Source organism: Saccharopolyspora pogona, assembly GCF_014697215.1.
GTDB classification, from domain to species: domain Bacteria; phylum Actinomycetota; class Actinomycetes; order Mycobacteriales; family Pseudonocardiaceae; genus Saccharopolyspora; species Saccharopolyspora hattusasensis.
Window position 1 is genome coordinate 1,081,035 of the sequence record NZ_CP031142.1, and the last position, 23,578, is coordinate 1,104,612.

At 64.8% G+C, this 23,578-nt stretch carries 19 protein-coding genes and 2 pseudogenes; 10 read left to right on the top strand and 11 right to left on the bottom strand.

Features of this window, described 5'->3' with window-relative positions:
• Window positions 1-6: 6 nt before the first annotated feature.
• The 4 genes from DL519_RS04470 to DL519_RS49665 all read right to left on the bottom strand — a co-directional run bounded on the left by DL519_RS04470 (window position 7) and on the right by DL519_RS49665 (window position 4,490).
• A complete protein-coding gene (locus DL519_RS04470; protein WP_190813016.1) occupies window positions 7-1,428 on the bottom strand; it encodes an ATP-dependent 6-phosphofructokinase in 1,422 nt (473 codons plus the stop codon).
• 131 nt (window positions 1,429-1,559) lie between these two features.
• On the bottom strand, window positions 1,560-2,558 hold the full coding sequence (gene glpX / locus DL519_RS04475; protein WP_190813017.1) for a class II fructose-bisphosphatase: 999 nt from the start codon (window positions 2,556-2,558) through the stop codon (window positions 1,560-1,562).
• Window positions 2,559-2,698: 140 nt separating this feature from the next.
• Window positions 2,699-3,601, bottom strand: a complete 903-nt coding sequence (hxlB, locus tag DL519_RS45595) for a 6-phospho-3-hexuloisomerase (protein WP_223838433.1) — start codon at window positions 3,599-3,601, stop codon at window positions 2,699-2,701.
• Between the two features lie 631 nt (window positions 3,602-4,232).
• On the bottom strand, window positions 4,233-4,490 hold the full coding sequence (locus tag DL519_RS49665) for a transposase family protein (RefSeq protein ID WP_190813018.1): 258 nt from the start codon (window positions 4,488-4,490) through the stop codon (window positions 4,233-4,235).
• Between the two features lie 12 nt (window positions 4,491-4,502).
• Between DL519_RS49665 and DL519_RS04490 the strand changes: the two genes are divergently transcribed.
• Window positions 4,503-4,973, top strand: coding sequence for a ribose-5-phosphate isomerase (locus DL519_RS04490; protein WP_190813019.1), 471 nt, complete (start codon window positions 4,503-4,505; stop codon window positions 4,971-4,973).
• Window positions 4,974-5,184: 211 nt separating this feature from the next.
• On the opposite strand, the pseudogene DL519_RS04495 reads toward DL519_RS04490, so the two are convergent.
• From DL519_RS04495 to DL519_RS04505, 3 genes and pseudogenes are all read right to left on the bottom strand, one after another.
• Window positions 5,185-5,393: pseudogene (locus tag DL519_RS04495) on the bottom strand (HAD hydrolase-like protein); the annotation flags it as partial.
• A 1,190-nt stretch (window positions 5,394-6,583) separates the two neighbouring features.
• Entirely contained in the window at window positions 6,584-8,263 is a 1,680-nt protein-coding gene (locus tag DL519_RS04500; protein ID WP_190813020.1) for a PQQ-dependent dehydrogenase, methanol/ethanol family, read from the bottom strand.
• A gap of 15 nt (window positions 8,264-8,278) precedes the next feature.
• Window positions 8,279-8,746 carry an MSMEG_3727 family PQQ-associated protein gene (locus DL519_RS04505; RefSeq protein ID WP_190813021.1) on the bottom strand — a complete coding sequence of 156 codons (468 nt, stop codon included), beginning with the start codon at window positions 8,744-8,746 and terminating at the stop codon, window positions 8,279-8,281.
• Between the two features lie 490 nt (window positions 8,747-9,236).
• Here DL519_RS04505 and DL519_RS04510 point away from each other — a divergent pair.
• Window positions 9,237-9,475, top strand: a pseudogene (locus tag DL519_RS04510) (transposase); the annotation flags it as partial.
• 113 nt (window positions 9,476-9,588) lie between these two features.
• On the opposite strand, the gene katG reads toward DL519_RS04510, so the two are convergent.
• The 3 genes from katG to DL519_RS48365 form a co-directional block, all read right to left on the bottom strand.
• Window positions 9,589-11,850 (bottom strand): catalase/peroxidase HPI, encoded by a 2,262-nt coding sequence (gene katG / locus DL519_RS04515; RefSeq protein WP_190813022.1) that lies wholly within the window; start codon window positions 11,848-11,850, stop codon window positions 9,589-9,591.
• A gap of 139 nt (window positions 11,851-11,989) precedes the next feature.
• Window positions 11,990-13,384, bottom strand: coding sequence for a DNA-binding protein (locus tag DL519_RS04520; protein ID WP_190813023.1), 1,395 nt, complete (start codon window positions 13,382-13,384; stop codon window positions 11,990-11,992).
• Between the two features lie 497 nt (window positions 13,385-13,881).
• Window positions 13,882-14,010, bottom strand: a complete 129-nt coding sequence (locus tag DL519_RS48365; RefSeq protein ID WP_263399573.1) for a hypothetical protein — start codon at window positions 14,008-14,010, stop codon at window positions 13,882-13,884.
• A gap of 540 nt (window positions 14,011-14,550) precedes the next feature.
• On the opposite strand from DL519_RS48365, the gene DL519_RS04530 reads away from it, so the two are divergent.
• Both DL519_RS04530 and DL519_RS04535 read left to right on the top strand, forming a co-directional pair.
• Complete coding sequence (locus DL519_RS04530; RefSeq protein ID WP_190813024.1) at window positions 14,551-14,730, top strand: hypothetical protein; 180 nt, start codon at window positions 14,551-14,553, stop codon at window positions 14,728-14,730.
• A 319-nt stretch (window positions 14,731-15,049) separates the two neighbouring features.
• Window positions 15,050-16,351: an ISL3 family transposase gene (locus DL519_RS04535; RefSeq protein ID WP_190812633.1), complete on the top strand. Its 1,302-nt coding sequence runs from the start codon at window positions 15,050-15,052 to the stop codon at window positions 16,349-16,351.
• Between the two features lie 294 nt (window positions 16,352-16,645).
• Here DL519_RS04535 and DL519_RS04540 read toward each other — a convergent pair whose 3' ends face one another.
• On the bottom strand, window positions 16,646-17,815 hold the full coding sequence (locus DL519_RS04540; RefSeq protein WP_190813025.1) for an ISAs1 family transposase: 1,170 nt from the start codon (window positions 17,813-17,815) through the stop codon (window positions 16,646-16,648).
• A gap of 314 nt (window positions 17,816-18,129) precedes the next feature.
• Between DL519_RS04540 and DL519_RS45605 the strand changes: the two genes are divergently transcribed.
• The 6 genes from DL519_RS45605 (at window position 18,130) to pqqE (ending at window position 23,575) form a co-directional block, all read left to right on the top strand.
• A complete protein-coding gene (locus DL519_RS45605; protein ID WP_223840206.1) occupies window positions 18,130-18,309 on the top strand; it encodes a hypothetical protein in 180 nt (59 codons plus the stop codon).
• A gap of 433 nt (window positions 18,310-18,742) precedes the next feature.
• Complete coding sequence (locus tag DL519_RS04550) at window positions 18,743-19,990, top strand: DNA-binding protein (RefSeq protein WP_223838434.1); 1,248 nt, start codon at window positions 18,743-18,745, stop codon at window positions 19,988-19,990.
• Window positions 19,991-20,587: 597 nt separating this feature from the next.
• Entirely contained in the window at window positions 20,588-21,490 is a 903-nt protein-coding gene (gene pqqB / locus DL519_RS04555) for a pyrroloquinoline quinone biosynthesis protein PqqB (protein WP_190813026.1), read from the top strand.
• The gene (gene pqqC / locus DL519_RS04560; protein WP_190813027.1) at window positions 21,487-22,182 is read left to right on the top strand and encodes a pyrroloquinoline-quinone synthase PqqC; all 696 of its coding nucleotides are present in this window, start codon (window positions 21,487-21,489) and stop codon (window positions 22,180-22,182) included. The genes pqqB and pqqC overlap by 4 nt, the downstream gene beginning before the upstream one ends.
• Window positions 22,179-22,454: a pyrroloquinoline quinone biosynthesis peptide chaperone PqqD gene (pqqD, locus tag DL519_RS04565; RefSeq protein ID WP_223838435.1), complete on the top strand. Its 276-nt coding sequence runs from the start codon at window positions 22,179-22,181 to the stop codon at window positions 22,452-22,454. Before pqqC ends, pqqD begins: the two co-directional genes overlap by 4 nt.
• Window positions 22,455-22,459: 5 nt before the next feature.
• Entirely contained in the window at window positions 22,460-23,575 is a 1,116-nt protein-coding gene (pqqE, locus tag DL519_RS04570) for a pyrroloquinoline quinone biosynthesis protein PqqE (RefSeq protein ID WP_190823758.1), read from the top strand.
• The last annotated feature ends 3 nt before the right edge of the window (window positions 23,576-23,578 follow it).

Consider the following 23,578-nt stretch of genomic DNA (forward strand, 5'->3'; position numbering starts at 1 on the left):
GGCCGGTCAGCAGTTCGCCTTGGTCGCCGATCGACACGCGCCTTGGTGACCGCCGCGGCTCGGCTCCTGGTTGAGCCACCTATGCGTCTCGTGTGTCCGAGTCGGAAGGAGGTGGCCGGTGGCTTCGAGCACGGACATCCACAGGTCACCGTCGGGGTCGACCTGGTTGCGATAGCTGATGATCAATGGCATAGGCACGTGTACGAAACGCCGTCGCCAGCGTACGACGGCTGTTTCAGTACGCCCAGCCATGGCTGCGTGCACCGCGGCATGGGCTAGGCGTAGACAGTAGACGCTGTCGTAAGCATTGGCGGTGACGCTACGGATGGCGTAACTCGGGTCGATGTAGCGCACGGTGGGGGTGAGGCCGACATCGGTCAGGTGGGCGGTGATGCTCTCCCTGAGCAATGCCCCGATGTCACCGAGCTTGACGTTGCCCGAGGCGTCGGTGGCGTCCTGAAGGAGGCCACGCTCTGCGAGGAGGTCCTGGCCTGCCCCCTCGGCGACGACGATCACCACGAAGCCCTTGGAGCGCACGTGCTGCTCGACGCGGGCCAGCAGGCCATCTGTTCCCTCGAGGACGAACGGGACTTCCGGAATCAGGACCATATCTGCTGTGTTGAGGGCCAGGGAGGCGTAGCAAGCGATGAACCCGGAGTGCCGGCCCATCAGCTTCACAATCCCGATGCCATCTGGACTAGCTGCGGCTTCGGTGGAGACCGAGGATATGAATTCGGTAGCCTGCGCGAACGCGCTTTGGAACCCGAAGGACTGATCGGTGAACGGCAGGTCGTTGTCGATCGTCTTGGGTACCCCGATGACAGCGATGTCAAGACCGCGTGCCCTGATCGCCGCGGAAAGGCGCGTCGCGGCTCGCATACTCCCGTCGCCACCGATGACGAACAGGACGTTGACGCCTCGCAGGACGAGGCTGTCGACCATTTCGTCGGCATCCTGGCCGCCACGTGAACTACCCAGGATGGTGCCGCCAGCGTTATTGATATCGCGGACGCGTTCCGGCGTCAGCTCGATGGTGTCATTGCAGTGTTCGGCAGTCAATCCTCGGAACCCGTTGCGGAAGCCCAAGATTCGCTTGACGTTGTAATGCACGGTGAGTTCCTGGACTATACCGCGGATGACGTTGTTGAGACCAGGGCATAGCCCCCCGCAGGTGACGATACCGGCGGTGACGTGGGCGGGGTCGAAGTAGATTTTCCGGCGGGGCCCGGCGGCCTCGAAGCTTGGAAGCTGGTCGGGGGGGAGGTTGTGCTTGGCGAGCATGGAGACAGTGTCGTCGAGCAGGACACGGTCGCCCTCCGCAACGTAATGTGGGGAAGTCTGCTTAGCGGCGAGCATCTCGGAGAACGGTGAGTCATAGTGGCACTCACCGAGGCGGCGAACGCAGAGGTCCTCCAGGTGCAATGTCACCGTATCTCCTAAATAGTGATGGCCATATGGCATGGTCGGAAGAATGGATGCTGTGGAAGGTCCGGCGCATCGAAAGCATCCGCACTGCAGCGTCATCGCAGTATGAGCTGGGCCCGCCGCTGGGCGCGGGATCAGCCGGGAACACCGACCATCCGGGGAAGGGAGCCAAAGGTAGTATGAGAAATGTAGCGCACCTGTCCGCTGGAGATCAGGAGCGATTCTGCGAGTACCGTGCCCTCAGATTCCCGGGGCCGGCTTAGCAGTGATCCCCCACTGATGCCAGTAGCAACGAAGAAAGCATCGCCGCTTACGAGTTCGTCGCAGCTGTAGATGCGGTCAAGGTCCATGCCTGCGGCACGAATGGCATCTGCTTCCGCATCACGTTGGGGAGCAAGGCGGCCCAGCATGCCGCCACCCAGGGCACGGACCGCTGCGGCGGTCATCACTCCCTCAGGCGTGCCGCCGATTCCGAGAAGCAGGTCGGCGGCACCAGTTGGCAGGAGAACCTCAAGGCTTCCCCCGACGTCGCCTTCTGCCGGTGTCTGCACGGCGGCGCCCGCCCGCAGCACCCGCGCGATCAGTTCCTGATGCCGCGGCTTATCCATAATGACAACGCGGAGCTCGCTGACCTGCTTGTCGAGAGCCTTGGCGACGTTGTCCAGGGTGCGCTCGGGGGAGTCGGTAAGATCGACAACGTCCTTCGCTTGGGGGGGCACCACTATCTTGTCCATGTAGAACCCGGGGCCGGGTGACCACAGACTCCCTGACTCTGCGAAGGCGATGGTAGCCAATGAACCGGGGAGATTCTTCGCACAAAACTTGGTGCCCTCGAGAGGATCGACGGCGATATCGAAATCCGGGCCGAGGCCATTGCCTACGGTTTCGCCGTTGTACAACATTGGGGCGTCATCTTTTTCGCCTTCCCCAATGACGACTGTCCCCCGGCCGGGGGCGTCAGCCAATACCTGACGCATGGCCTCGGTCGCCGCAGCGTCGGCAGCGTCCTTGTCGTGCCGCCCAACCCAAGCGTGGCAGGCCACCGCCGCACTGTGGGTGGCGGCCAGAGCTACCGCCTCCAACGTGTGGATATCGGTGCGAGTTCGAGGTGCGACCTCATTTTGACGCTGCATCTCGGGCTCCTTGTCTGGTCTGGTCTTGTCTGTTGCGTCAAGTACGGCAGAGGGCTTACGGCACGCTAGCGAGCCCTGCGATCAGCTCAGGACTATCGCGCACCTTCCTTCGCGATGTGCAAATCGAATCGATGCGCTGGTTACTCGAGATTTGCGTGGAGGCGCCACAGCTCGCGGGCCTGAGACCCGCTGGACTTCCACATCGTGTAGAATAGCGCGTCAGTGAGGACCAGGACGGACTGTTCGAACAGGCTCCCTGCGTACTGCTCGGATGCTGTCCCTTCGAAATCCTGCTTGTCCGCAGCTGGGATCACGAGTACTTCGGTTGCTGTCTTGGCCAGCAACGAATCCGCTGCGGTGGTAATTGCCAACACATTCGCGCCTTGATCACGAGCGACCTCGGCTGCCCGCACTACGCGGGACGTGGACCCGGAGCCAGATGCCGCTACTAGGACATCGCCGGGACCGATCGCCGGGGCAGTCGTCTCTCCCACAACGTGGGCGGAGAGCCCGAGGTGCATGAAACGCATCGCGGCCATCTGCAGGGCGAGCCCGCTCCGCCCGGTGCCGACGGTGAACACTGCTGGTGCCCTGAGCAACAATGCGCCAGCACGAGCCCACGCCGCCGGATGGACACCCTCGCGTACCTGCTCCACCTCTCCGATGACGACCTTCATTGCGTAGTTAAAATGAGGAGGATTTAGCTTCTCGCTAAGACTCCGATTAAAAGTGTCCGTCTCTTCTGTCAATTTGTACACGCTCCACTGATCGGGTGGGACATATTCGTTAGTTTGGCGCACGATTACCGAGTAGGGACCAACAAGGAAGGGCCCTTTCACTCGATGATTGCCAAGGCAATCGTGGTGGCCGTTTGGAGCCTGCTGAGGAACTCCGGGCTCGTCACCGCTCTTCTTGCGCTCGGCATGCGAGATCTGTTGGTTGAGGCCGACGTTGAACGAGGCGCTGTTCAGGTAGCAGGAACACGTCCCGGAAGTCGATGTCGCTGTATCGAGCAGCCTGGACTGCTCTCCGGATGTCGCCACGTCCCAGTCGCCTGTGGCTGGCACAGATCATGTCGAATGCGTTGAGCAGCATGCGGTTCTCTGGTTCCTCCATGCTGCCCCCTTCCTCGACTCCGCGGTTTTCATCCATAACTAGGACGCACAACAGGTTGTGAGACTGCACGGATCTGTACGTCTAGGTCAACCTATGCAGCACGAAGAGATGCTGCGGGAGCACGAACGGTTCCAAATCGCGGCCAAGCGGACCCGCATCTACGCCTCGCTGCGACCATGGTTGCGATACAGGAGCGCGAGATTGATCTTCACCCGGCGAGACCCCAGACCTAGCGACCTCGTGCGTGGTTGGTGAGTGGACGCCGACGCGTTGGGGCCTGGATGTGGATGTGGTTCATCGGTTGCGCTGGTGCTCGGAGAGCAGACTGGCGACGGCACGGACGGTATCGTCGAGGTGTTCTCGGCGACCGCGGTGGCGGGCCAGGGTTAAGGCCAGGGTTTCCAGTTCTTCAGGTATTCGGTGCCGTGTTCGGCGCGGATGCGTTGCTGGCATGGTTTTTCCGTTGGTGGGCGTAGTACTGCTCGTACCAGGGCGGCGGGTTCTTGCGGAACTTTCGGTACGGAGGAGTCATGATCCGCCGGCTTGTGGCCCCAAGCCCTAGTATCCGGCATCAGCCAGGATCGCTGTTCTGGGGCCGTGACGAAGAAGATCGACCAATACAGAGTGCCGAGCCTGGGTGATGTCCGCACAGCTGCCCGGCCGTGTGGCTCCGCAATACAGCATTCGGCCATGCCAACCGGTGAGCATCATGGCCTTGATGGCGTTCTGCTTGCTCTTCCTGGAGGAGAACGGTGCCGATCGGCCAACAGGGGCCGGATTTCGCCGATGGTGCTGGTGATCGTGGACAGTCGACATCAGACTACTCGAATGCGCGTCTATCTAGGCTCCGATCATGCCGGACTCGAACTCAAGAACCACTTCGCCAAGAGGCTCGCCGACCTTGGCTACGCGGTGACCGACGTCGGCCCCGCCGTCTACGACGCGGGGGACGACTACCCACCGTTCTGCGTCGAGGCGGCGCGGCGCGTTGTCGCCGACGAGGGCAGCCTCGGTCTCGTCATCGGCGGCTCCGGAAACGGGGAACAGATCGCCGCGAACAAGGTGCCCGGCGCCCGCGCCGCGCTGACCTGGAACGTCGACACCGCCAAACTGGCCCGGCAGCACAACAACGCACTGCTGGCCGGCATCGGCGCTCGGATGCACACGGTCGAGGAGGCCGAGCGCATCGTGGACGCGTTCCTCACCACCGAGTTCGAGGGCGGCCGCCACCAGCGCAGGATCGACCTGCTGTCGGACTACGAGCGCTCCGGTGAGCCGCCCGCTCTGCCGGGCAACTGACCATCCGTGCCGGGCTCGAGACCCCTTCTCGCCCGGGGCCGCGCTGCTGTTCTTCGTCCAGGCCGAGTCGTCGACGCTGACGACGCGCACGCCCTGATCCCGCGCCGCTGAGCCCTGCGCGCGTCGGAGGCATGGCAGGCCGCGCGCGACGTGCTTCCCCTCCTCGACGTAGACCCCGCCGTCTCCGGGGGCGGCGACGACGCCTCCGGAGTCAGGTGCGGAAGGGGTCGTTGACGCGGCCGACGAGGTCTGCGATCGAGTTGATGACCTTGGTGGGGCGGTACGGGAAGAGTTCGGCGGTGTTCTCCCGGAGATGCCGGAGAGCACGAGGATCGTCTGCAACCCCGACTCCAGACCCGACCGCACGTCGGTGTGCATCCGGTCGCCGATCATCGCCCCCACGGTGCGCCAGGCGATCCGCGAGAGGTGAGGGGCACCCTTGAGTGGCTGTGGAGCCTGTTGCAAAATTACGCCCACCACGGACCGTGATCGATCGATCACGGCTGAGATGGCCACTGGCGGACAAACGGCGGCGATCGAGACTGATTTGGTACTTCGGTTCAGTCGTTTTCGCCAAAACCGCAACAGGCTCTGTGCCGCCCAAGGGTGCCCCTCACCTCGACGAGATCGCAGCGCCAGCCACGCCAGTGTGGCATCACACGCCCGCGTGCGCCCCGCGCCATGTCTGGCCCACCGCAGCCCTTCCACGGTCGGGCCGTGCTCCTGGCAGTTCACCCGCGGCGCGGCGGGCTCCACAAACTCCCCGGGTGGTCCCGAGATCCAGCGCCCGCCACCGACGACGCCCCTCACCCGAGCGCCAAGGATTGGGCTGGCACAACGACTACGGCGCTGGCCTGACCTCGACGCGATCTCCAGCGGGATCGAAGGCATCCGGAAGCCCCCGCCAAGTGGTACACCAGTTCCGCGAGACCTGTTCACCTGCAAAAGGGACGTATAGCTCAGCACAGCCCCGTCGCGGCAGTGGGATTCCCCGCGACGCGAAGGGCGCGGCTCCGTCCCGGATGCCCTACGACCCGTCCAAGGCCCGCCGCCCGACGATGTTCACCACGGACCTCGCGTTGCAGGAGATTCCAACCCATACCCTGACCGACGACCACGGCAAGTCCGCAGGGCTGTTTACCCTCGATACTTGTGCACGTCGCAAACGCAGTACATGAGACGGCAGCTGAAGCATGCGGGCTTGTCGACGCACGTGATGCAAGGCCCGCAGTGCACCGGCTCGATGTGCCGCGCGAGATCGCCAGGTTTGTAGGCCTCCCCGCAGTAGTGGCACGGCAGACGCTCAAATCCCTTGTCCTGCTGGGGCACCGACGACTGGTTCATGACATCACCTTGTGTTTCCGTCGCTAAACTTCCCCATGACCGACGTGCGTCTGGAAAAGGTACTAGGTAAAGATTGAAATACCCACCGCTGGCGGGACTACGGGGAACCTCGACGTAGCCCCGCTCTCCTCGTCTTTCAGGGCATAAGGGCACCCGCCCGGTGATCGGGCCGTCGCCGGGACGACTCGATCACCGGGCGGGTAAAGGAAACCACCAGGAAGTTACCTCGGGCCTCGCGTCAGTACCACGTCAGTGATACTTCCCTGTCACAGGGCGAACGTGATCAGCGCGGCACCGTGACCCTGACCGGACATGCCGGGGATGATGCCTTCGAGCCAGCCACCCCAGCCGACCGGCACCGTGATGTACTGCTTGCCATCAAGGAAGTAGGTCGACGGGCTGCTGTGGTGACCGCTGCCGCACTGGAAGCTCCAGAGCTTCTCGCCGGTCTCGGCGTGGAGCGCCATGAACTCACCCGTGGGTGTGCCGGCGAACACCACGTTCCCCGCTGTGCTAAGGGTCGACGCGGCCATCGGCATGTTGAGCCGGTAGCGCCACTTCTCTTCACCGTGGGAGTCGAACGCGCTGACCGACCCGGCCATGTTGTCGACGTCGACCTCGACGGCGGCACCCCAGTAGGGCATGCCTTCCTTGAACTCGCGACGACGCCGGGTGGCAGTGGCGCCCACGTCGGCCACCGGAACGTAGAACAGATCGTGTTCCGGGTTGTACGACGCGTGTGTCCACTCCTTCGCACCGGCGGGGCCGGGGTAGAAGTGGCAGGGTTCGCCTTCCTTGTCCGGGTACTTCCGCGGGGTCACCTTGCCATCGCGGGTGATGACGCCCCAGTCGATCCGGTCGACGAACGGCGTGACGTGCTGCAGCTCGCCGTTGGTGCGGTCGAGGACGAACATGTACCCGTTCTTGTCGAAGTGGGCGAGCAACTTCTTGCCGTCCCGCTCGAACAGGGTCATCTCCATGGTGGAGTCGTAGTCCCACAGGTCGTGGGGGGTGAACTGGTAGTGCCACTTAATCTCGCCGGTGTCGACATCCAGCGCGACCACGCTGTCGGAGTAGAGGTTGTCCCCCTCACGGACCTCGCCGTCGAAGTCGGGAGCCGGGTTCCCGGTGCCCGCGTAGTAGAGGTTCAGCTCCGGGTCGAAGGTTCCGGTGACCCAGTGGTTCGCGCCTCCGCGCTGCCAGGCCTCACCGTCGGCGGGCCAGGTCTCCGAGCCGGGCTCACCAGGTTTCGGCACGGTGTAGGTGCGCCAGCGCTGCTCGCCGGTCTCGAGGTCCCAGCAGTCGATGTGACCGCGGACGCCGTACTCGCCACCGGCGGAACCGGTGATGAGCGTGTCCTTGATGACCAGCGGAGCGATCGAGGCGCTCTCGCCCGCCCGTACGTCACCGATGGTCTTCTGCCAGACCTTCCGGCCGTTGGTGGCGTCGATCGCCACCAACTGGGCGTTCTGGGTCACCATGTAGACCTTGCCATTGGCCACCGCACAGCCGCGGTTGACGTTGGCGCAGCACAGCGTCACGTCGAAGGGGATCGCGTGCTTGTAGCGCCACAGCTGCTCGCCGGTCTTCGCGTCGAGCGCCCAGAGCCAGCCGTCCCAGCCGGTGACGAACATGACGCCATCGACGACCAAGGGGCAGGCCTCGAACGCGTAGGTCGAGGTGGAGGCGATCACGCCGGTCGAGCTCGCCTGGTGGATCCAGGCGACTTTCAGGTTCTTGACGTTGTCGACGTTGATCTCGTCGAGCAGGCTGTGCCGCTGGCCGTCATAGGTGCCGTAGTAGGTGATCCAGTTCTGCGATTCGCTGCGCGCCTGGAGGATGCGCTCGTAGTTGATGCCGCGCGTCACGTCCGGAGCGCTGTGCGGCATGTTGGAAAGCTTGCTGTGGTTGAACGCTTTGCCGGCGTCAACGTATTCGACGGTCATGGAGATTCTCCTTTTCTACGGCCGCGGCTGCGCGGGTCGGTCGAGCTTGGCCTCCGGCGGCACTTCGCCCGTCACGACGATGGCGCCAGTCAGGCCCCGGCCCTCGTCGTTGCCGGCCGGCGAGCCGTACCAGTAGCAGCCAGGACCGTCCAGCTCGAGCGTCGCGCTGCCCTTCGAATGGTTCAGCAGACCGATGAACTGCCGTTCGCCGTTGCTGGGCAGCAGGCAGGCGTGGGTGTTCTTGTCGTCGTTGATGATCGTCAGCTCGACGGTTCCGCCGTGCGGCAGGATCAGGATCCCCGGCTCCCACGCCATGGCGTCCTCCGGAATCCGGATGGTCGCTTCCATCGTCCCGTCGGCACGCTCGGTCGCCTTGCCGATCGAACCGGTCCCGAGCACGGAACCGATGGTTGCCTTGTTCTGTCCGTTGAGCTCGGCCAGGAGATCCTCTCGGAGATCCTCTCGGTCCTGGGTAGTCGTCATCGGACTTCACCTCCTCGTCAGCAAAAATGAATACATTGACAGATTTCGCGGGACATATCCGCTACACGAGATCGTCGGCTCGTCGACGACGAGATCGCATACGCTCTCAAGCGCTACGCCACAGCCGAGCTTGACGTTGCGGAAAAAATTACGAGTGTGATTACTCCCGTATTTCACCGCTGAGCCTGTAACGAGTTTGGACTCTACACCTGGGCAAGCCATTCCGATATCCGTCGCCACCGACCGGCCCGACGCCGCCATTCCCCCGGCAGGAGATACCGTTCGTGCAATCCCGCGCCTGGGGGAGGTTGAGCCGGCCGTCCTATCGGCAAGGGTCCGCCTACCCTTGCCCGCGGTCGTGGCGTTGGCCGATGTTGTTGCTGCGGCTGGGTTTTGGTGGAAATCCCGGGCGTGGTCAGGGTTGCAGGCCGGCTGTCGCTCGGACAACGAGCATCGTGCGCCGGACTTTTCGGGCGGAACCCGAATCTGCTGGATATTCTGGGCCAAGCGCTGCCGCATCCCCGTCTTCGTCGAGCTGGCCCGCAAAATCGTCAAACACCGCGCCGCCATCGACGCCGCCTTGGAACACGGCCTGTCCCAAGGACTCTTCGAGTCCGTCAACACCAAAACCCGCCTGCTGACCCGCATCGCCTTCGGCTTCCGCTCACCGAAGCACTCATCGCCCTCGCCATGCTCGCCCTCGGCGGCCGCCGACCCACCCTGCCCTAACATCCACAGAAGGAACAGTAGAGCCACAAAAACCGCCTCGAAGACCGGCTCGAGCACCATATTCGATGCGGCTTGCCCAAAACGGTCATCACCGCCGGCCGAGCACCTCCTGATCACTGGGCGCACCAGCTGGAGTATGAGCGCAGGTCGAAACGGTCGAGTTCCATGACCTTCACCCACGCGGAGACGAAGTCCCGGACGAACTTCCCGTCCGCGTCGTCGCTGGCGTAGACCTCCGAGAGTGCCCTCAGTTCGGAATTGGAACCGAAGAGGAGGTCGACCCGGCTTGCGGTCCACTTCACCTCGCCGGTTCCCCGGTCGCGGCCCTCGTAGGTCGCCGTCCAGATGTCCCCATCCTGCCTCAACGTCCACTCTGTCCCCATGTCCAGCAGGTTGGCGAAGAAGTCGTTCGTCAACGACCCTGGCGCCGAGGTCAACGCACCCACCGAGGAACGTCTGTGGTTGGCTCCGAGCACCCGCAGCCCGCCGATGAGCACGGTCATCTCAGGCGCGCTCAAGGTCAGCAGGTTCGCCCGGTCGACCAGCAGATGCTCCGGCGGCATCCAAAAGCCGTTGCCCAGGTAGTTCCGGAAGCCGTCCGCCGTGGGTTTCAACGCGTCGAACGACTTGACGTCGGTCCATTCCTGGGTCGCGTCGGTGCGCCCGGGGCGGAACGGGACGTCGACCTCGTGGCCACTGGCCGCGGCGGCGTGTTCCACCGCAGCACACCCTCCGAGCACGATCAAGTCGGCCATCGAGATCCGCTTGTCCCCTTGTTGGGAGGCGTTGAATCGCTCCTGGATCGCCTCCAGCGCGGACAGGACGACCGCCAGCTGCTCGGGTTCGTTGACCGACCAGCTGCGCTGCGGTTCGAGCCGGATCCGCGCCCCGTTCGCCCCACCGCGCTTGTCGCTGTCCCGGTATGTCGAAGCCGACGCCCACGCCGTGGAGACGAGCTGCGCGACCGTCAGGCCCGAGCCGAGGATCTCGTGCTTGAGGCCGGCGACGTCGTCGGTGCCCACGAGTCCGTGGTCCAGCTCCGGCACCGGGTCTTGCCAGATCAGTCGCTCGGCCGGGACGAGTGACCCCAAATAGCGCTGGATCGGGCCCATGTCGAGGTGAGTCAGCTTGAACCAGGCCCGCGCGAACGCGTCCTCGAACTGGTCCGGGTGCTCTAGGAACTGCCGCGAGATTGACTTGTATCTCGGGTCCTCCTGCAACGACAGGTCGGTGGTGAGCATGACCGGGTGGTGTTTCGTGTCCGGGTCGAAGGGGTCCGGCACGGTGCCCTCGCCCTGGCCGTCGCTCGGGATCCACTGCCACAAGCCCGCCGGGCTGAGCTCGACGTCCCATTTGTACTCGAACAGCGTTTCGAAGAATGTGTGGTCCCACTGGACGGGCGTGCGCGTCCACATCCCTTCCAGCCCGCTGGTGACGGTGTCCGCTGCGGTGCCGCTGCCGTACCCGCCGATCCAGCCCAGGCCCTGCGTGGTGAGCGGCGCTGCCTCGGGCTCGGGGCCGCCGGTCACGTTCGGGTCCGCCGGGCCGTGCGTCTTACCGAAGGTGTGTCCGCCCGCGATGAGCGCCACCGTTTCCTCGTCACCCATCCCCATCCGCTTGAAAGTCTCCCGGATGTCGCGGGCCGCGAGCAGCGGGTCGGGATTGGTGGCCGGGCCCTGCGGATCGACGTAGACCAGCCCCATCGCGGTGGCTGCCAGCGGCTCGTCGAGTTCGTGCAGACCGCTGTACCGGTCGTCGGCCAACCACCTGCGTTCCGGACCCCAGTACGCCTCGTCGGGCTCCCACACCTCGGCACGGCCGCCGCCGAACCCGAAAGTCTTGAAGCCCATCGACTCCAGTGCCCGGTTGCCTGCGAAGACCATCAGGTCCGCCCAGGAGATCCTGCGCCCGTACTTCTTCTTCACCGGCCATAGCAACCGGCGTGCCTTGTCCAGGTTGCGGTTGTCCGGCCAGCTGTTCAACGGGGCGAAGCGTTGCATTCCGGCACCGGCGCCGCCTCGGCCGTCGCTGACGCGGTAAGTACCCGCAGCATGCCAGGTCATGCGCAGCACAAGGGGACCGTAGTGACCGAAGTCGGCGGGCCACCAGTCCTGCGAGGTCGTCAGCATCTCGTCGACGTCACGTGCCAGTTCGTCGAGATCCAGAGTTTTGAATTGCTCGGCGTAGTCGAAGTCCGCACCCAGCGGGTTGTCTGCGGGTTGGTGCCGGCGCAATGCCCTCAAGTCGACCCGGTGCGGCCACCAATCGTTGGCATTGCCGCCCGCCGTCGGATGATTCCGCCGCCGAGCCGGCCGCGTCTCGCTCAGAACCTTGTCGTAGGTGCGGTAGACGTGGGTATCGGGATTCTCGGGCATCGATGTCCTCCCAAGTGTTGCCGAGCCTGAGATATCGAGCGCCTCGGCGCTTTGCGCCGTGCCTGGTCGTACGTCTTGGTGATGACGACGGCGTCAGGGTTCTCCGGCATGGAAGCTCCTTCCAGGTCCTCGAGGTCCCTCAGATATCCAGCGCCCGGCGCACGGCTGGAGCGTTCCGCCGCGAAACCGGCACCATCGTGTTCGCCTGGTCATCCATGACCAGGAACAATTCGCCTCTGAATCGACGCTCAACCTCCCGGATCCGGCTAAGGTTGACCACATACCCGCGGTGCACCCGCAGGAAGCCGGCATCGCCCAGCTCGCTTTCGAGCTTGTCGAGGCCCACCGAGGCGGCTCGCAACCGCCCCTGATCAGTGGACAGCAACACGTCGTTGCCCTTCGATTCGGCGAACGAGACCTCATGAAGCCGCAGCAGCACCATCCGGTTGTCGCGCATCGCGACAATGCGGTGCGGCCGCCCTCCATGGCGCGCGCCCCCTTCCGCCCGAGGCAACTGCTCCCCTTCGGAAACACCGAATGAGATCAGGTTGCCGACCAGATTCCCGGACAGGAAAACGGGCCGGATACTGATCGGTGTCGGCTCGTCGGCGAGATGGGTGAAGATCTGCGTCGAGCCGACCCAGTCGGGATTGCGGGTGGCCTGCTTAGAGGCATACCGGGCGGCCCGGATCAATTCCGGCAGACCCGGGTTCCACCGCACCGAGGGGTCGGTCGCCGGTGTGGAGCCCGGAACGCCGAGAAGCACGCTTGCCGTGTCGTCGGCAATCACCACCCTGCCCGCAGGATCTACGGCGGCGAGCGCCGCGCTCGAGCGTGACCTGGCGTGGTTGTAGGCGGCGACCAGCTCGGCGGCGCCATCCTGGGCGCGCCGTCTCAACATGTGCTGGGTCCTGGTGGCAGCGTTGCTCAGCCAAGCACCCGCAGCCCCAGGAAGCTCGCTGCGCCAGCACGAGATGTTGAGCACCGCGACCGGTTCCTTGGTCACCACATCCCGCACAGCCACACCCGCGCAGGTCCAGTCGTGGAAGGCCTGGCACCAGTGCTCCGCACCCCGGATTATCACCGGTGCGTGCGTTTCGAGTGCCGTGCCCATGCCGTTTGTCCCGGTGGCGCACTCGGACCAGCGGAACCACGGCGCCATGTTGGCTTTGGCGGCGACGGAGCGCGTGGCCTGGTCTCCCCATTGGGCCAGGACCCGGCCGGTGGCATCGGTGATCGTCACGACGCCACCGAGGTTGCTTACTTCGTGTGCCACCGAGGCAGCACGGAAACCGAGTTCGGTGAACACGACGTCGTGTTCGAGCGTGTGGTCGACCTCCGCGACGGCCACCGGGGCTTCGGTCAGGTACGGGTCGACCCGGTGCTGGTCCCGGCACCGGTGCCACGAGATCGCCACCTCGGGCCGCACGGCGCCGATATCGTCCTCGCCCTGCACGAATCGTTCCCATGCCCCGTACACCGTTGCCTTGCCCGGGCTACGGGAGATCGGGTCGAGCTGGTGCACATCTGCCATGTAAGACCGCCTTTGGTCTGTCTCCCACCCGAACGGCAGAGCCGTCCCTGCCGGCGACCGCTCCTGCCGCTTGCCGTACCGGACCGGGCCGCGTCGCTGGTCGGACTTCGCACACCGACCACTGGTCACGCTGGCGACGACGCCACGAACCCGAGCCCGACAAAGCTGCTACCAGCAGAAACGTTTCAAACATCACGCCCTGCCGCGGTATTGCTAGGCGGTTACCCGGCATGAGATTCCATTCCCCGCCCAGGTGCTGTTCGTGCGATGCGTTCGTCGGAATTCGCGGCTTCGTCGCACGACGCGTGGCTGGGCCGCCCCACCCGGATCGTGGATCGAACCAACCGGGAATTGACGGATTCCGCGCTCGTGGATTTCCTGCTGCGAGTTCGGAAGCTAACCTGTTCCTCGATTTGACGGCAACCAGGGTGGGACGAGTGTGGGCGAACGACCCACGAGCGGCAGCAACTCGACAACCACCGGTAGCCACCCACCCATCAACGGGTGACACGCGCGTTGCCGGCGACCATGGTCGGGCAGTTGCTGACCACCGTCGCGGTGCCGACATCCGGCAGCAGCTGGGCCGGCGCCAGCGCAGTGGTCGAGTCGTCCAGCAGGGCCGACATCCCGGGCGTGCGGAACTGCCGCGCCGCCCGGGCCAGCAGCTCCCTCTTCTCGGGGACGGGTCGCAGCCGGGATTCCGAACTGCTCGAACACCGTCGATGGCTGTTGGGGGAGACCCCGCCGCGAAGCTCGAATAGTGCTGCAAGGCTTGTGGTGTTGGGTGTGGTGGCGCAGGATGGGGCGCGTTGTCACGACATTGGCTGCCGTTGCAGGCCTTTCGCACATTGCGGTCAGGGTGCCCGGCGCTTTCCGGCGAATGACGGGTTGTGCGTCGCGGATTCGGCGAATGCGAGCCCACAGCACGCCGCGCATGGCATTTGAAACGACCGGTTCCGTGGTCCCTTCGCTGTCGGCGACAGGCCGTCGATCGCAGTCGGGATGTTGTAGGTAAGGAGCGCTGTGTTCGTCGTCCAGTGGCCGCAGGCCTCAACCTTGCGTTGCGGGTGGAACGGGATTGAGGACGCGGGGGAGCCCTGGTTCCGCACGCCACCCGGGGTCCCCCGGGTTTTTTCGGTTCCAGTGCGCTGTACCCGGTCGATCTGATGCCGCACTGGCTGAAGGTGGTCAACTGCGTGAACCCGCTGGGCTACGAGGTGGACGCTCTGCGCGGCCTGCTCATCGGCACGCCTGCGGATCTGTGGCTGGACCTCGGAGTGCTGGTGGCGGCCGCAGTGGCCATGACCGGGGTCGGATCCGTTCTGCTGGGAAGGCTGGTCCGCTGAATCACGTCTTCACCCATGCCTCCGCCGAGCGATGTCCTCCAGCGGCAGGAGTGCGGTCGCGCGGGAGATGTCCAAATCAGACGGAATGCTCATGCCGGAACCTTCCAGGTGGTTGGTCGTCTTTCGGTGTCCGACGAACTCGCGTAGCCAGCCTCGTTCCCGCAGCACCAGACGGCCAAGGACCAATGCAATGGGGCTCTTGTGACTGATCCGTGGGTGATGTGAGCTGCTGTTTTAGGCCCGGAGACGGGGGCACGCCGTTGCTTCGTCTAGGTTTCTGGCTTGTCGAAGGTCAGGAACCGAGGGGACGGAGAACGGCGTGCCGAAGGCCAGTTTATGGCGTGCTCTGGTGGGCGTCGACAGGCGCACGGTGATCGAGGATGTGGAGTTCGACGAGGCCGCGGAACGGGTGATGGTGCACGTGCGCCCGCGCAAGGGCGGGCGCGGCCGTTGCGGCCGGTGTGGCCGCTGGTCCTGGCGGTATGACCGGGGCGAGGGACGGCGCCGGTGGCGGGCCCTGGACCTGGGCACCATCCAGGTCCATCTCGAGGCCGCCGCGCCGCGGGTGCGCTGCCGGGAGCACGGGCCCACCGTGGCGCGGCTGCCGTGGGCGCGTCATGGCGCCGGGCACACCTTGGCTTTCGACGACACGGTGGCGTGGCTGGCGGTGCGCTCCTCGAAATCGGCGGTATGCGAGCTGATGCGCATCGCCTGGCGCACCGTGGGTGCGATCGTGGCCCGGGTGTGGGCCGACGCCGAAACCCAGAGTGACCGGTTCGGTGGGTTGCGGCGGATCGGGATCGATGAGATCTCCTACAAGAAGCATCACCGCTATCTGACGGTGGTGGTGGACCACGACACCGGGCGGCTGGTGTGGGCCGCGCCGGGGCGCGATTCCGCGACGCTGAACCGGTTTTTCGACGCCCTCGGCGAGAGGCGCGCCGCGGAGATCACGCATGTGTCCGCCGATGCGGCCCAGTGGATCGCCGACACCGTCGCCCGCCGCGCCCCGAAGGCCATCCGCTGCGCCGACCCCTTCCACGTGGTCGCCTGGGCCACCGAAGCACTCGATGCCGAACGGCGACGGGCCTGGAACGACGCCCGCGCCCTGGCCCGCACCGAAGGCACACGCCGCCGGGGCCGCCCGGCCACCGACTCCCCGGCCCGTCCCGGGCACGAGAAAGCCAAGAAGCTCAAAGACTCCCGTTACGCGCTGTGGAAAAACCCCGAAGACCTCACCGAAAACCAGCAGGCGAAGCTGGCCTGGATCGCCACCACCGACCGCCGCCTGTACCGGGCCTACCTGCTCAAAGAAGGACTCCGGTACGTCTTCACCGCCAAAGGCGAGCAAGGCAAACAAGCCCTGGACCGCTGGACCTCCTGGGCACGGCGCTGCCAGATCCCCGTCTTCGTCGAGCTCGCCAAGAAGATCACCAAACACCGCGCCCCCATCGACGCCGCCCTCGAACACGGCCTCTCCCAAGGACTCATCGAATCCACCAACACCAAAATCCGCCTGCTCACCCGCATCGCCTTCGGATTCCGCAGCCCCCAAGCACTCATCGCTCTCGCCATGCTCGCCCTCGGCGGCCACCGACCCACCCTCCCCGGACGCGCCTAACCCACCCACGGAAGCAGCAGAAGAGCCTGCAATGGAGCCAATTTCATGTACTGCTCGACCACCACCGATAAATGCGGTTGATCGCACCATCAGCAGAATCATTTGACTGCGGGCGGATCAGCTTGAAGCATGCGTGCTACCCGCACGCTTCGTGCGAGTCTGACGAGGTATTCGTAGCACCGCGTTGGCGGAGTCGTTGGAGTGAAACGGAAAGTGTGCCACAGTTAGGATTACCGTATCGACGTACCGTGAGGGCGGCGCACCCAGGGCGTGTGCAAGGTTAACCTGTCCGGTTTAGGTGGTTTCGGGTAGTAGGTCCAGGAGTCGTTCGGGTTTGCGGTTGCCGGCGCGGAGGGCGGGTTGGATGCCGGTGGCTCCGTTTTGGCGGTGCAGGGTGATTGCGGTGTTGCGTAAGACGGCGAGGTTCTGGGGTGCGTTGCCGGCGCGGGCCCGGTGGTGGTCCTCGTTGAAGGCGACGTCACGAACGAGGTGGAGTCTTCCCCCGATGCCCCAGTGCCCGCGGATGAGTCTGGCCAGGTCATCAGGTCCGGCGGTGGCCGGTGGCAGGTTGGTCAGGTAATGCACCGTTTCGATGCTGGCGGGTTTGCCCTTCGGCCGGCGCCGGCGCCGGACCCGGAGGGCCTGCCGGGCGTTCAGCGCCTCTGATCGCAGATCGTCGTCCAGGATCAGGACTTTCAGGCTGCGGGTCTCGGCCCGCCCGTGCCCGCGACTGCGATCGTGGGTGTCAAGTCGGGCGTTGTTCCAGGGCAGGGTTGTCAGCCTCCGGTGCAGGCGGGGGCGGTTGCCCTTCACCGGCAGGAGCCAGAACACCCCGGCTTTGTCGGCCTCCGCGGCGAAATCGGCGCTGGTGTGTTTGGCATCAGCGGTGATCACCGTGCCGGACAGGGTTTTTCGTCCTAGCCGGGCCAGAAGGTCGCGGGCGGCGGCATTCTCATCACCGGCCTGGACCGCGGTCTGGCCAACAACTTCACCGCGGGAGTTCATCGCGGCCACGACCTGGGTTTGGGGCATGTCGGTCTGCCCGGTGGTCGCGGCCCGCATCGTCTTGCCGTCGACAGCGACCGCCTCAGCGGGCTTGTCCTCCTGCATCGTCCAGCCGGATAAGGCCTGGTCAAGCTCGTCATGATCGACTTTGGCCAGGACCCGGGAGAAGGTCCAGTTCGACGGCGTGCCCGACCACGAACACACGCCGAGTTCGGCCGGCAACCGGGTTGGCAGATCCGCGGAATTCTCGGAGATCTCGAGGAAGGTCTTCGCTCCGGCGGCCACGGCCAGCACCGCCAGGGCCAGCAGCAACGGCAGCCGATACCGCAGGCCGCGGGCGTTGCGGGGATCAGTCACCGTTTCCAGGGCCTGCCACAGGCCGTCGATACGGCTCTGCAGGGACTCCACGGTGAGGGTGGGCTGGTTCAGCACAGTCAGGATCGGGGAGGATGAGGACACGAGGGCGCGGCTTTCGGGTAGAACATCACGGACTAGACACCCCGATGATCTCCCATCAAGGCCGCGCCCTCGTGCCGCTTGTCCAGCCTGCTCAGAAACCCGCCGCAGCCCTCAGATCAACCTTGCACACGCCCTGGCGGCGTAACCACGCGGGGGAAAGAATGGGGGGAGGTGGCGGGCGACGTTCACGGAGTGGCCGCGATTCCCCCCTCGTCTCCCCCCTGCGGGGGAGGTGCGGATCGTTGGCGCAAATTATTTTCGGGTGATGACCTCGCACAAGGAGATGAGCGACATGACAAGAGGCGGAGGACCGCATCCAGTGGGATGTGATGGACGGGCACTTCGTGCCGAACCTGACCTACGGCGCGGACGTAGTCGCTGCGGCGCGCCGCGAGTCCAGCGGACGGTCGACGGCGTTGGGCACTGGAAACAGCTCGTGTCGCATCCCGAGCGGTCCCGTCAATAAATTGGAAATCATCGGAGTGTCTCCGTGAGAATTTACCGTTCATCGGTAATCGCCGAATCGGGTCCATTGCCAGGATCATTTTCAGCGACGAGAAGCAGACGACAAGAAGCAGATCGGTCGTGACCGCGGCCGGAAGCGGGGTCGGTCGCGCGGGGAAGGCATGTCTTGAATCGCCGCTTTCCGAGGGCTACATTGTGACCGCTGTTACCGTCCGCGAGTCCCCGAGATCCGTCCCTCGCAACGACAAGGAGGTCATGATGACGGGGAGAGTGCCGCCCCTGGAGATCGCATCGAGCGGGACCGGCAGCCATGGCCACGTAGGGGGCGACTCCCTGGTAGCCACGGCCACAGTGAGCAGGGTTGCTCGTGCGTGGGAGAGCTTCGCCGCAGGCGAAGACATCGTGCAAGGCGTTCGACCGGAGATCCTGGCTTCGTGGTACCGATGTCGGGATCAGTACGAAGTGGACCCCACGCTGCACATCGCGCCCGGGGCGCCGGACGGCAACGACCATCGACTCGACAACGACGTGATCTTCACCCAGCTCGGCGGTCTCGGGGCGTTGGCAGGTCGGGATGTGGAGCTGGACGGCGGTGTCGTCGCCGTGACGGACGGTACCGGGCGTGTCCTCGGGTCCTGGGGCGACCCCACCGCGCAGAAGCGCGCTGATCTGAGCAACCTCGCTCCGTGGTCGTCGTGGTCGGAGCAGTGCACAGGCACGAACGGGATGGGGACGTCGTTCGAACTGCCGGGCCCGGTGACCGTGACTGGTGCGGAGCACTGGTGCGAAGGCTTCCAGGAGTGGGCCTGCGCGGGGATTTCCATACGCGACGTGGTAACCGGCTTGCCGGTCGCGTCGATCAACATCTCGCGGTGGAAGGCGCCGCTCTCCGAGCATGTGCCGACGTGGCTGAGGAACGCCGCCGCGAGCGTCGAAGAAGAGATCAATCGCCGCGCCTTCGCGGAGGCCAAGAGCGTGGTCGCCGCGTTCAAGCACGAGTGCGCCCAGACGAGTGGCCCGCTCATGGCAATGGACCGGGGTGCGCATGTGATCGCTGCGAACGGCGCAGCTATTTCGTTGCTCAAGCTGGCAAACGACAACCCCATTGCCACGGGTGTGGCGGAACTGGCGAAACGCTGGAAACCGGATATTCCGGAGCTTCCTGATGTCGTGCGGTGGGCAATGGGCCGGGCACTGCAACGTCCGCAGTGGAGGGGCTATGCGCGTCTGTCGGTGGTCCCCGGAGAGGATGCCATTCCGGTAACCATGCGGCCCGTCGTCGCCTCCAACCACGTAGTGGGCATGTTCTGCGCATTTGGTCTGCAAGAGGGTGAACCTTACGAGAAGTATTCGGAAGCGGTGGCTGTTTCTCTGCCGCCGCGCGTGATCGGGATTCGTGAAGAACGGCTGGTTCTGCTCGCCCCGTCGGAGATCCGCTATGCCCAAGCCGACCGGAACATCGTTTGGTTGAGTACGGACCGGGGAAGGATCCAAGCTGCCACCCGTGGCCTGGATAACGTCGAGGAATCACTGGCACTCCACGGATTTCGTCGAGTACATCGTCGCTTCCTGGCCAACCTCCGCCGGGTGGTCGAGTTGGAGCGGGGCATCAAGGGTGAGATGGTTCTGATCACGGATCCTCGTTGCCGTGAGCGCGTTCCCGTTTCGCGGCGCCACGCTCCGGAGATCCGCCGATTGCTCGGTGTGTGAGGCTTGTCCGCACGCAGACGGATTCCGCCAGGCGCCTCGTGCCTGCTTCTCAAATTGTTCGCGCGCAATGCCAGGTTGGCGCGCTTGCGCCGCGTTGCTTGGTCCGCACTGCGTGCCTGAAAAGGTCTCGGTCGCCGGGGTGTGTCGATGGCACCTACCGCGAGCTTGCTCATCGACGCTGCGCCGCATGACGCGTTGTCGCTTTCATCGGATGTTCGCTGGTCGCAAAAGCAAGGTGGGAAGGTGCCTGTCGCATGCCGGGAGTTGGCACCGCCGCAGTGTCCGCAGCGGACCGTTCGTGGCGAAACGGCGACCGTTCGTCAGTGATACGGTGCCGGTGGTTCATGAACTGTTGTCACGGCCCGGCGAAATCGAAGAAACTTTGAAACGCAATACCGAGTTTCGGGCGACGACACACGAAGCTTGCCCGGGCTGGAATATCGACAGGTGATGATACCTGTTGTTGCCCGACCGCCGTCAGCGGTCGAATTCAAGGGAGGACGCCATGAGGTGGGAAAAGCCGGAATATGCGGTAATCGAGGTGTGCGCTGAAGCCAGCGGCTACCTGTACCGGCGTTGACGGATTGCTCTCGCGCTGTGTTTCTTCATTGTCTGGGAGTTGCGGCAGGCGGTGGTTATCCGCAGTGGAACTGCGCTTGCGCCGGGTGCCGCAGGGCTCGTAGCAATCCGGAACTCGGGTCGATGCACGCGGGTCTTGCGGTCTCCGGAGACGGCGAGCGGTGGTTCCTGCTCAACGCAACTCCGGATGTCCATCATCAGATAGCGGCGGATCGCTGTTTGCATCCGGGTCCGGGAATTCGGACGACACCGGTTGCCGGCGTGCTGCTGACGGACGCGGAGTTCGACCACACGATCGGCCTGCTGATGTTGCGTGAGGAATCGTCGCTGACGGTTTACGGGACGTACCCCGTGCTGGAGGCGCTCGCTCTGCGGTTTCCTGTTCGGGAATTGCTGAGCGATTACGCCAACCTGTTGTGGTCCGTGGTCGAAATCGGCAAACCGCTCGACCTGGACGACCGGTTGCGCGTGACCGCCTTCCTGACCGGTAGCAAGGCGCCTCGCTACCTGGGGCGCTCGCAGCTTCAGTGCGAGTCGAGGGAGTGGGAGATGGGCTTCCGCTTGCAGGACAAGGTGACTGGCGGGACCGCGGTGTACGCGCCGACCCTGCCCCAGTGGGACGAGAAGTTCGCCGAACAGGTGGCGTCGGCTGATTGCGTCTTCTTGGACGGTACTTTCTGGACGGACGACGAAATGTCCTGCCGGGGTGCGGGAAGTCGTTCCGGACGCTCCATGGGGCACATGCCCGTCAGCGGCGAGGACGGTTCTGCCCGCGCTCTGGCTGCGCTTCCTGCGAAGCGCAAGATCTACACCCACATTAACAACACCAACCCCATTCTCGACGAAGGGTCCGAGGAGCGGCGTTGGTTGGCGGACTTGGGCATCGAGGTGGGTCGAGCTGGCCTGGAGGTGGAGTTGTGAAAGCTTGGTCTGCTGAGGAGTTCGAAGCACAGCTGCGGTCGATCGGAGAACAGCGGTACCACCATTTGCACCCGTTCAACGAGCGGATGCACGCGGGCTTGCTCACTGAGGAGGAGTTCCGCGGATGGGTGCGAAACCGCTTCTACTACCAGGTGAACCTGCCGGTGAAGGACGCGTTCATCCTGACCAAGCTCCCCGGTCGGCAGGATCGGCGCCAGTGGATTCAGCGCATCATCGATCACGACGGCCGAACGGGAGACGAAGGCGGGATCGAGAAGTGGGTCCGCCTCGGCGAAGCTGTCGGCTTGACCCGCCAAGAGCTGATCGACAGCAGCTCGGTGCTGCCCGGAGTGCGGTTCGCCGTGGACGCCTACGTGGATTTCTGCCACCGGAAGCCGTGGCTGGAGGCCGTGGCGTCGGCCATGACCGAGCTGTTCGCCCCAGATCTGCTCAGCCGGAGGATTGCCGATCTCCAGCAGCACTACCCGTGGATCGCCGCAAAAGGCTTGGAGTATTTCCGGTCTCGACTCACCCAGCAGCCCAAGGACATCGAGCATCTGCTCCACCTGGTGATCAAGGGCGCGAAGTCCAGGGAGCAGCAGGACGCGTGCGTACGAGCGCTGGAGTTCAAGTGCGATGTTCTCTGGAGCCTGCTGGACGCCGTGCAACTCGCTTACAGCAAGAGTTCATGATGGACGAGCCTGATCTGACGGCCACGCCTCGGCTAGCGACCAAGGCGATGCTCAAGCACGACAGCGTCCGCGACGCCGAGTTGCTTCTGCTGCCGGAGAGAGTCGTGCACCTGAACGCGTCCGGGGCGGCGATTTTGCGGCTGTGTGACGGCAGCCGGACCGTGCGGCAGGTGGTGTCCCAGTTGGAGCACGATTTCGAGGCCACCGGTCTCGCGAACGACGTCGTGGCGTTCCTCCAGGATGCGCACGGACTAGGTTGGGTGGTCACATGAACGGTATGCCGCAGCCGTACGGCCTGCTGGCCGAGGTCACTCACCAATGTCCGTTGCACTGCGTCTATTGCTCGAACCCGCTGGCGCTGCTCGATCGGCAGGATGAGCTCAGCACCGAGGACTGGCTGCGGGTGATACGCGAGGCAGCCGGGCTCGGTGTGGTGCAGGTCCATTTTTCGGGCGGTGAACCCCTCGTCCGCGGTGATCTGGAGACGCTCGTCGCCGAGGCCCGCCGCCTCGATCTGTACACCAACCTGATCACCAGCGGCCTGGGGCTCACGGCGAGCCGTGCGAGATCGCTGGTGTCGGCAGGGCTCAACAGCGCCCAGCTGAGCATTCAGGGCGACGCGGCTGAGTCGACGGATTTGGTCGCAGCGAGCAAGCGATTCGACAAGAAGCAGGAGGCTGCGCGCATCATCCGCGAGGCCGGGCTGCCGTTGAACATGAACGTGGTCCTGCACCGGCTGAACCTGGCTCGCCTAGACGCGATCATCGGCGTCTGCGTGTCGTGGGGCGCCGAGCGGCTGGAGCTTGCCAACACCCAGTACTACGGCTGGGCTCTTCGCAACCGCGACCTGCTGCTCCCGAGCAAGGCGCAGTTGGAGAAGGCCGAAGGCGTGTACGAACGCCGGAAGGCCGAGTTGGCGGATCGCATGGAACTCATCTGGATCCTCCCGGACTACTACGAGCGCTACCCGAAGCCGTGCATGGGTGGATGGGCGCAGACAGCACTGACCGTCGCCCCGGACGGCATGGTGTATCCGTGTCCGGTAGCCGCGGACATGACCACGATGAACTTCCCCTCGGTTCACGACCACGACCTCGAGTGGATCTGGTCGAAGTCAGCTGCCTTCCAGGCGTTCCGGGGAACAGAATGGATGGCTGATCCGTGCCGCAGCTGTCCTCGCAAAGAGATGGATTTCGGTGGATGCCGGTGTCAAGCCTTCGCCTTGACCGGCGATCCGGGACGCACCGACCCGGTTTGCTTCCACTCGCCCGACCATCACCTGGTGCAGGACGCGCTCGTTCGTGCCAATCAGGACGATGTCGCAGCCGACGACGAAACGGCCCGAGCGAACCTCGTTTACCGTCGCCCACCTGCGTCGGCAAGGAGGCGATGACCG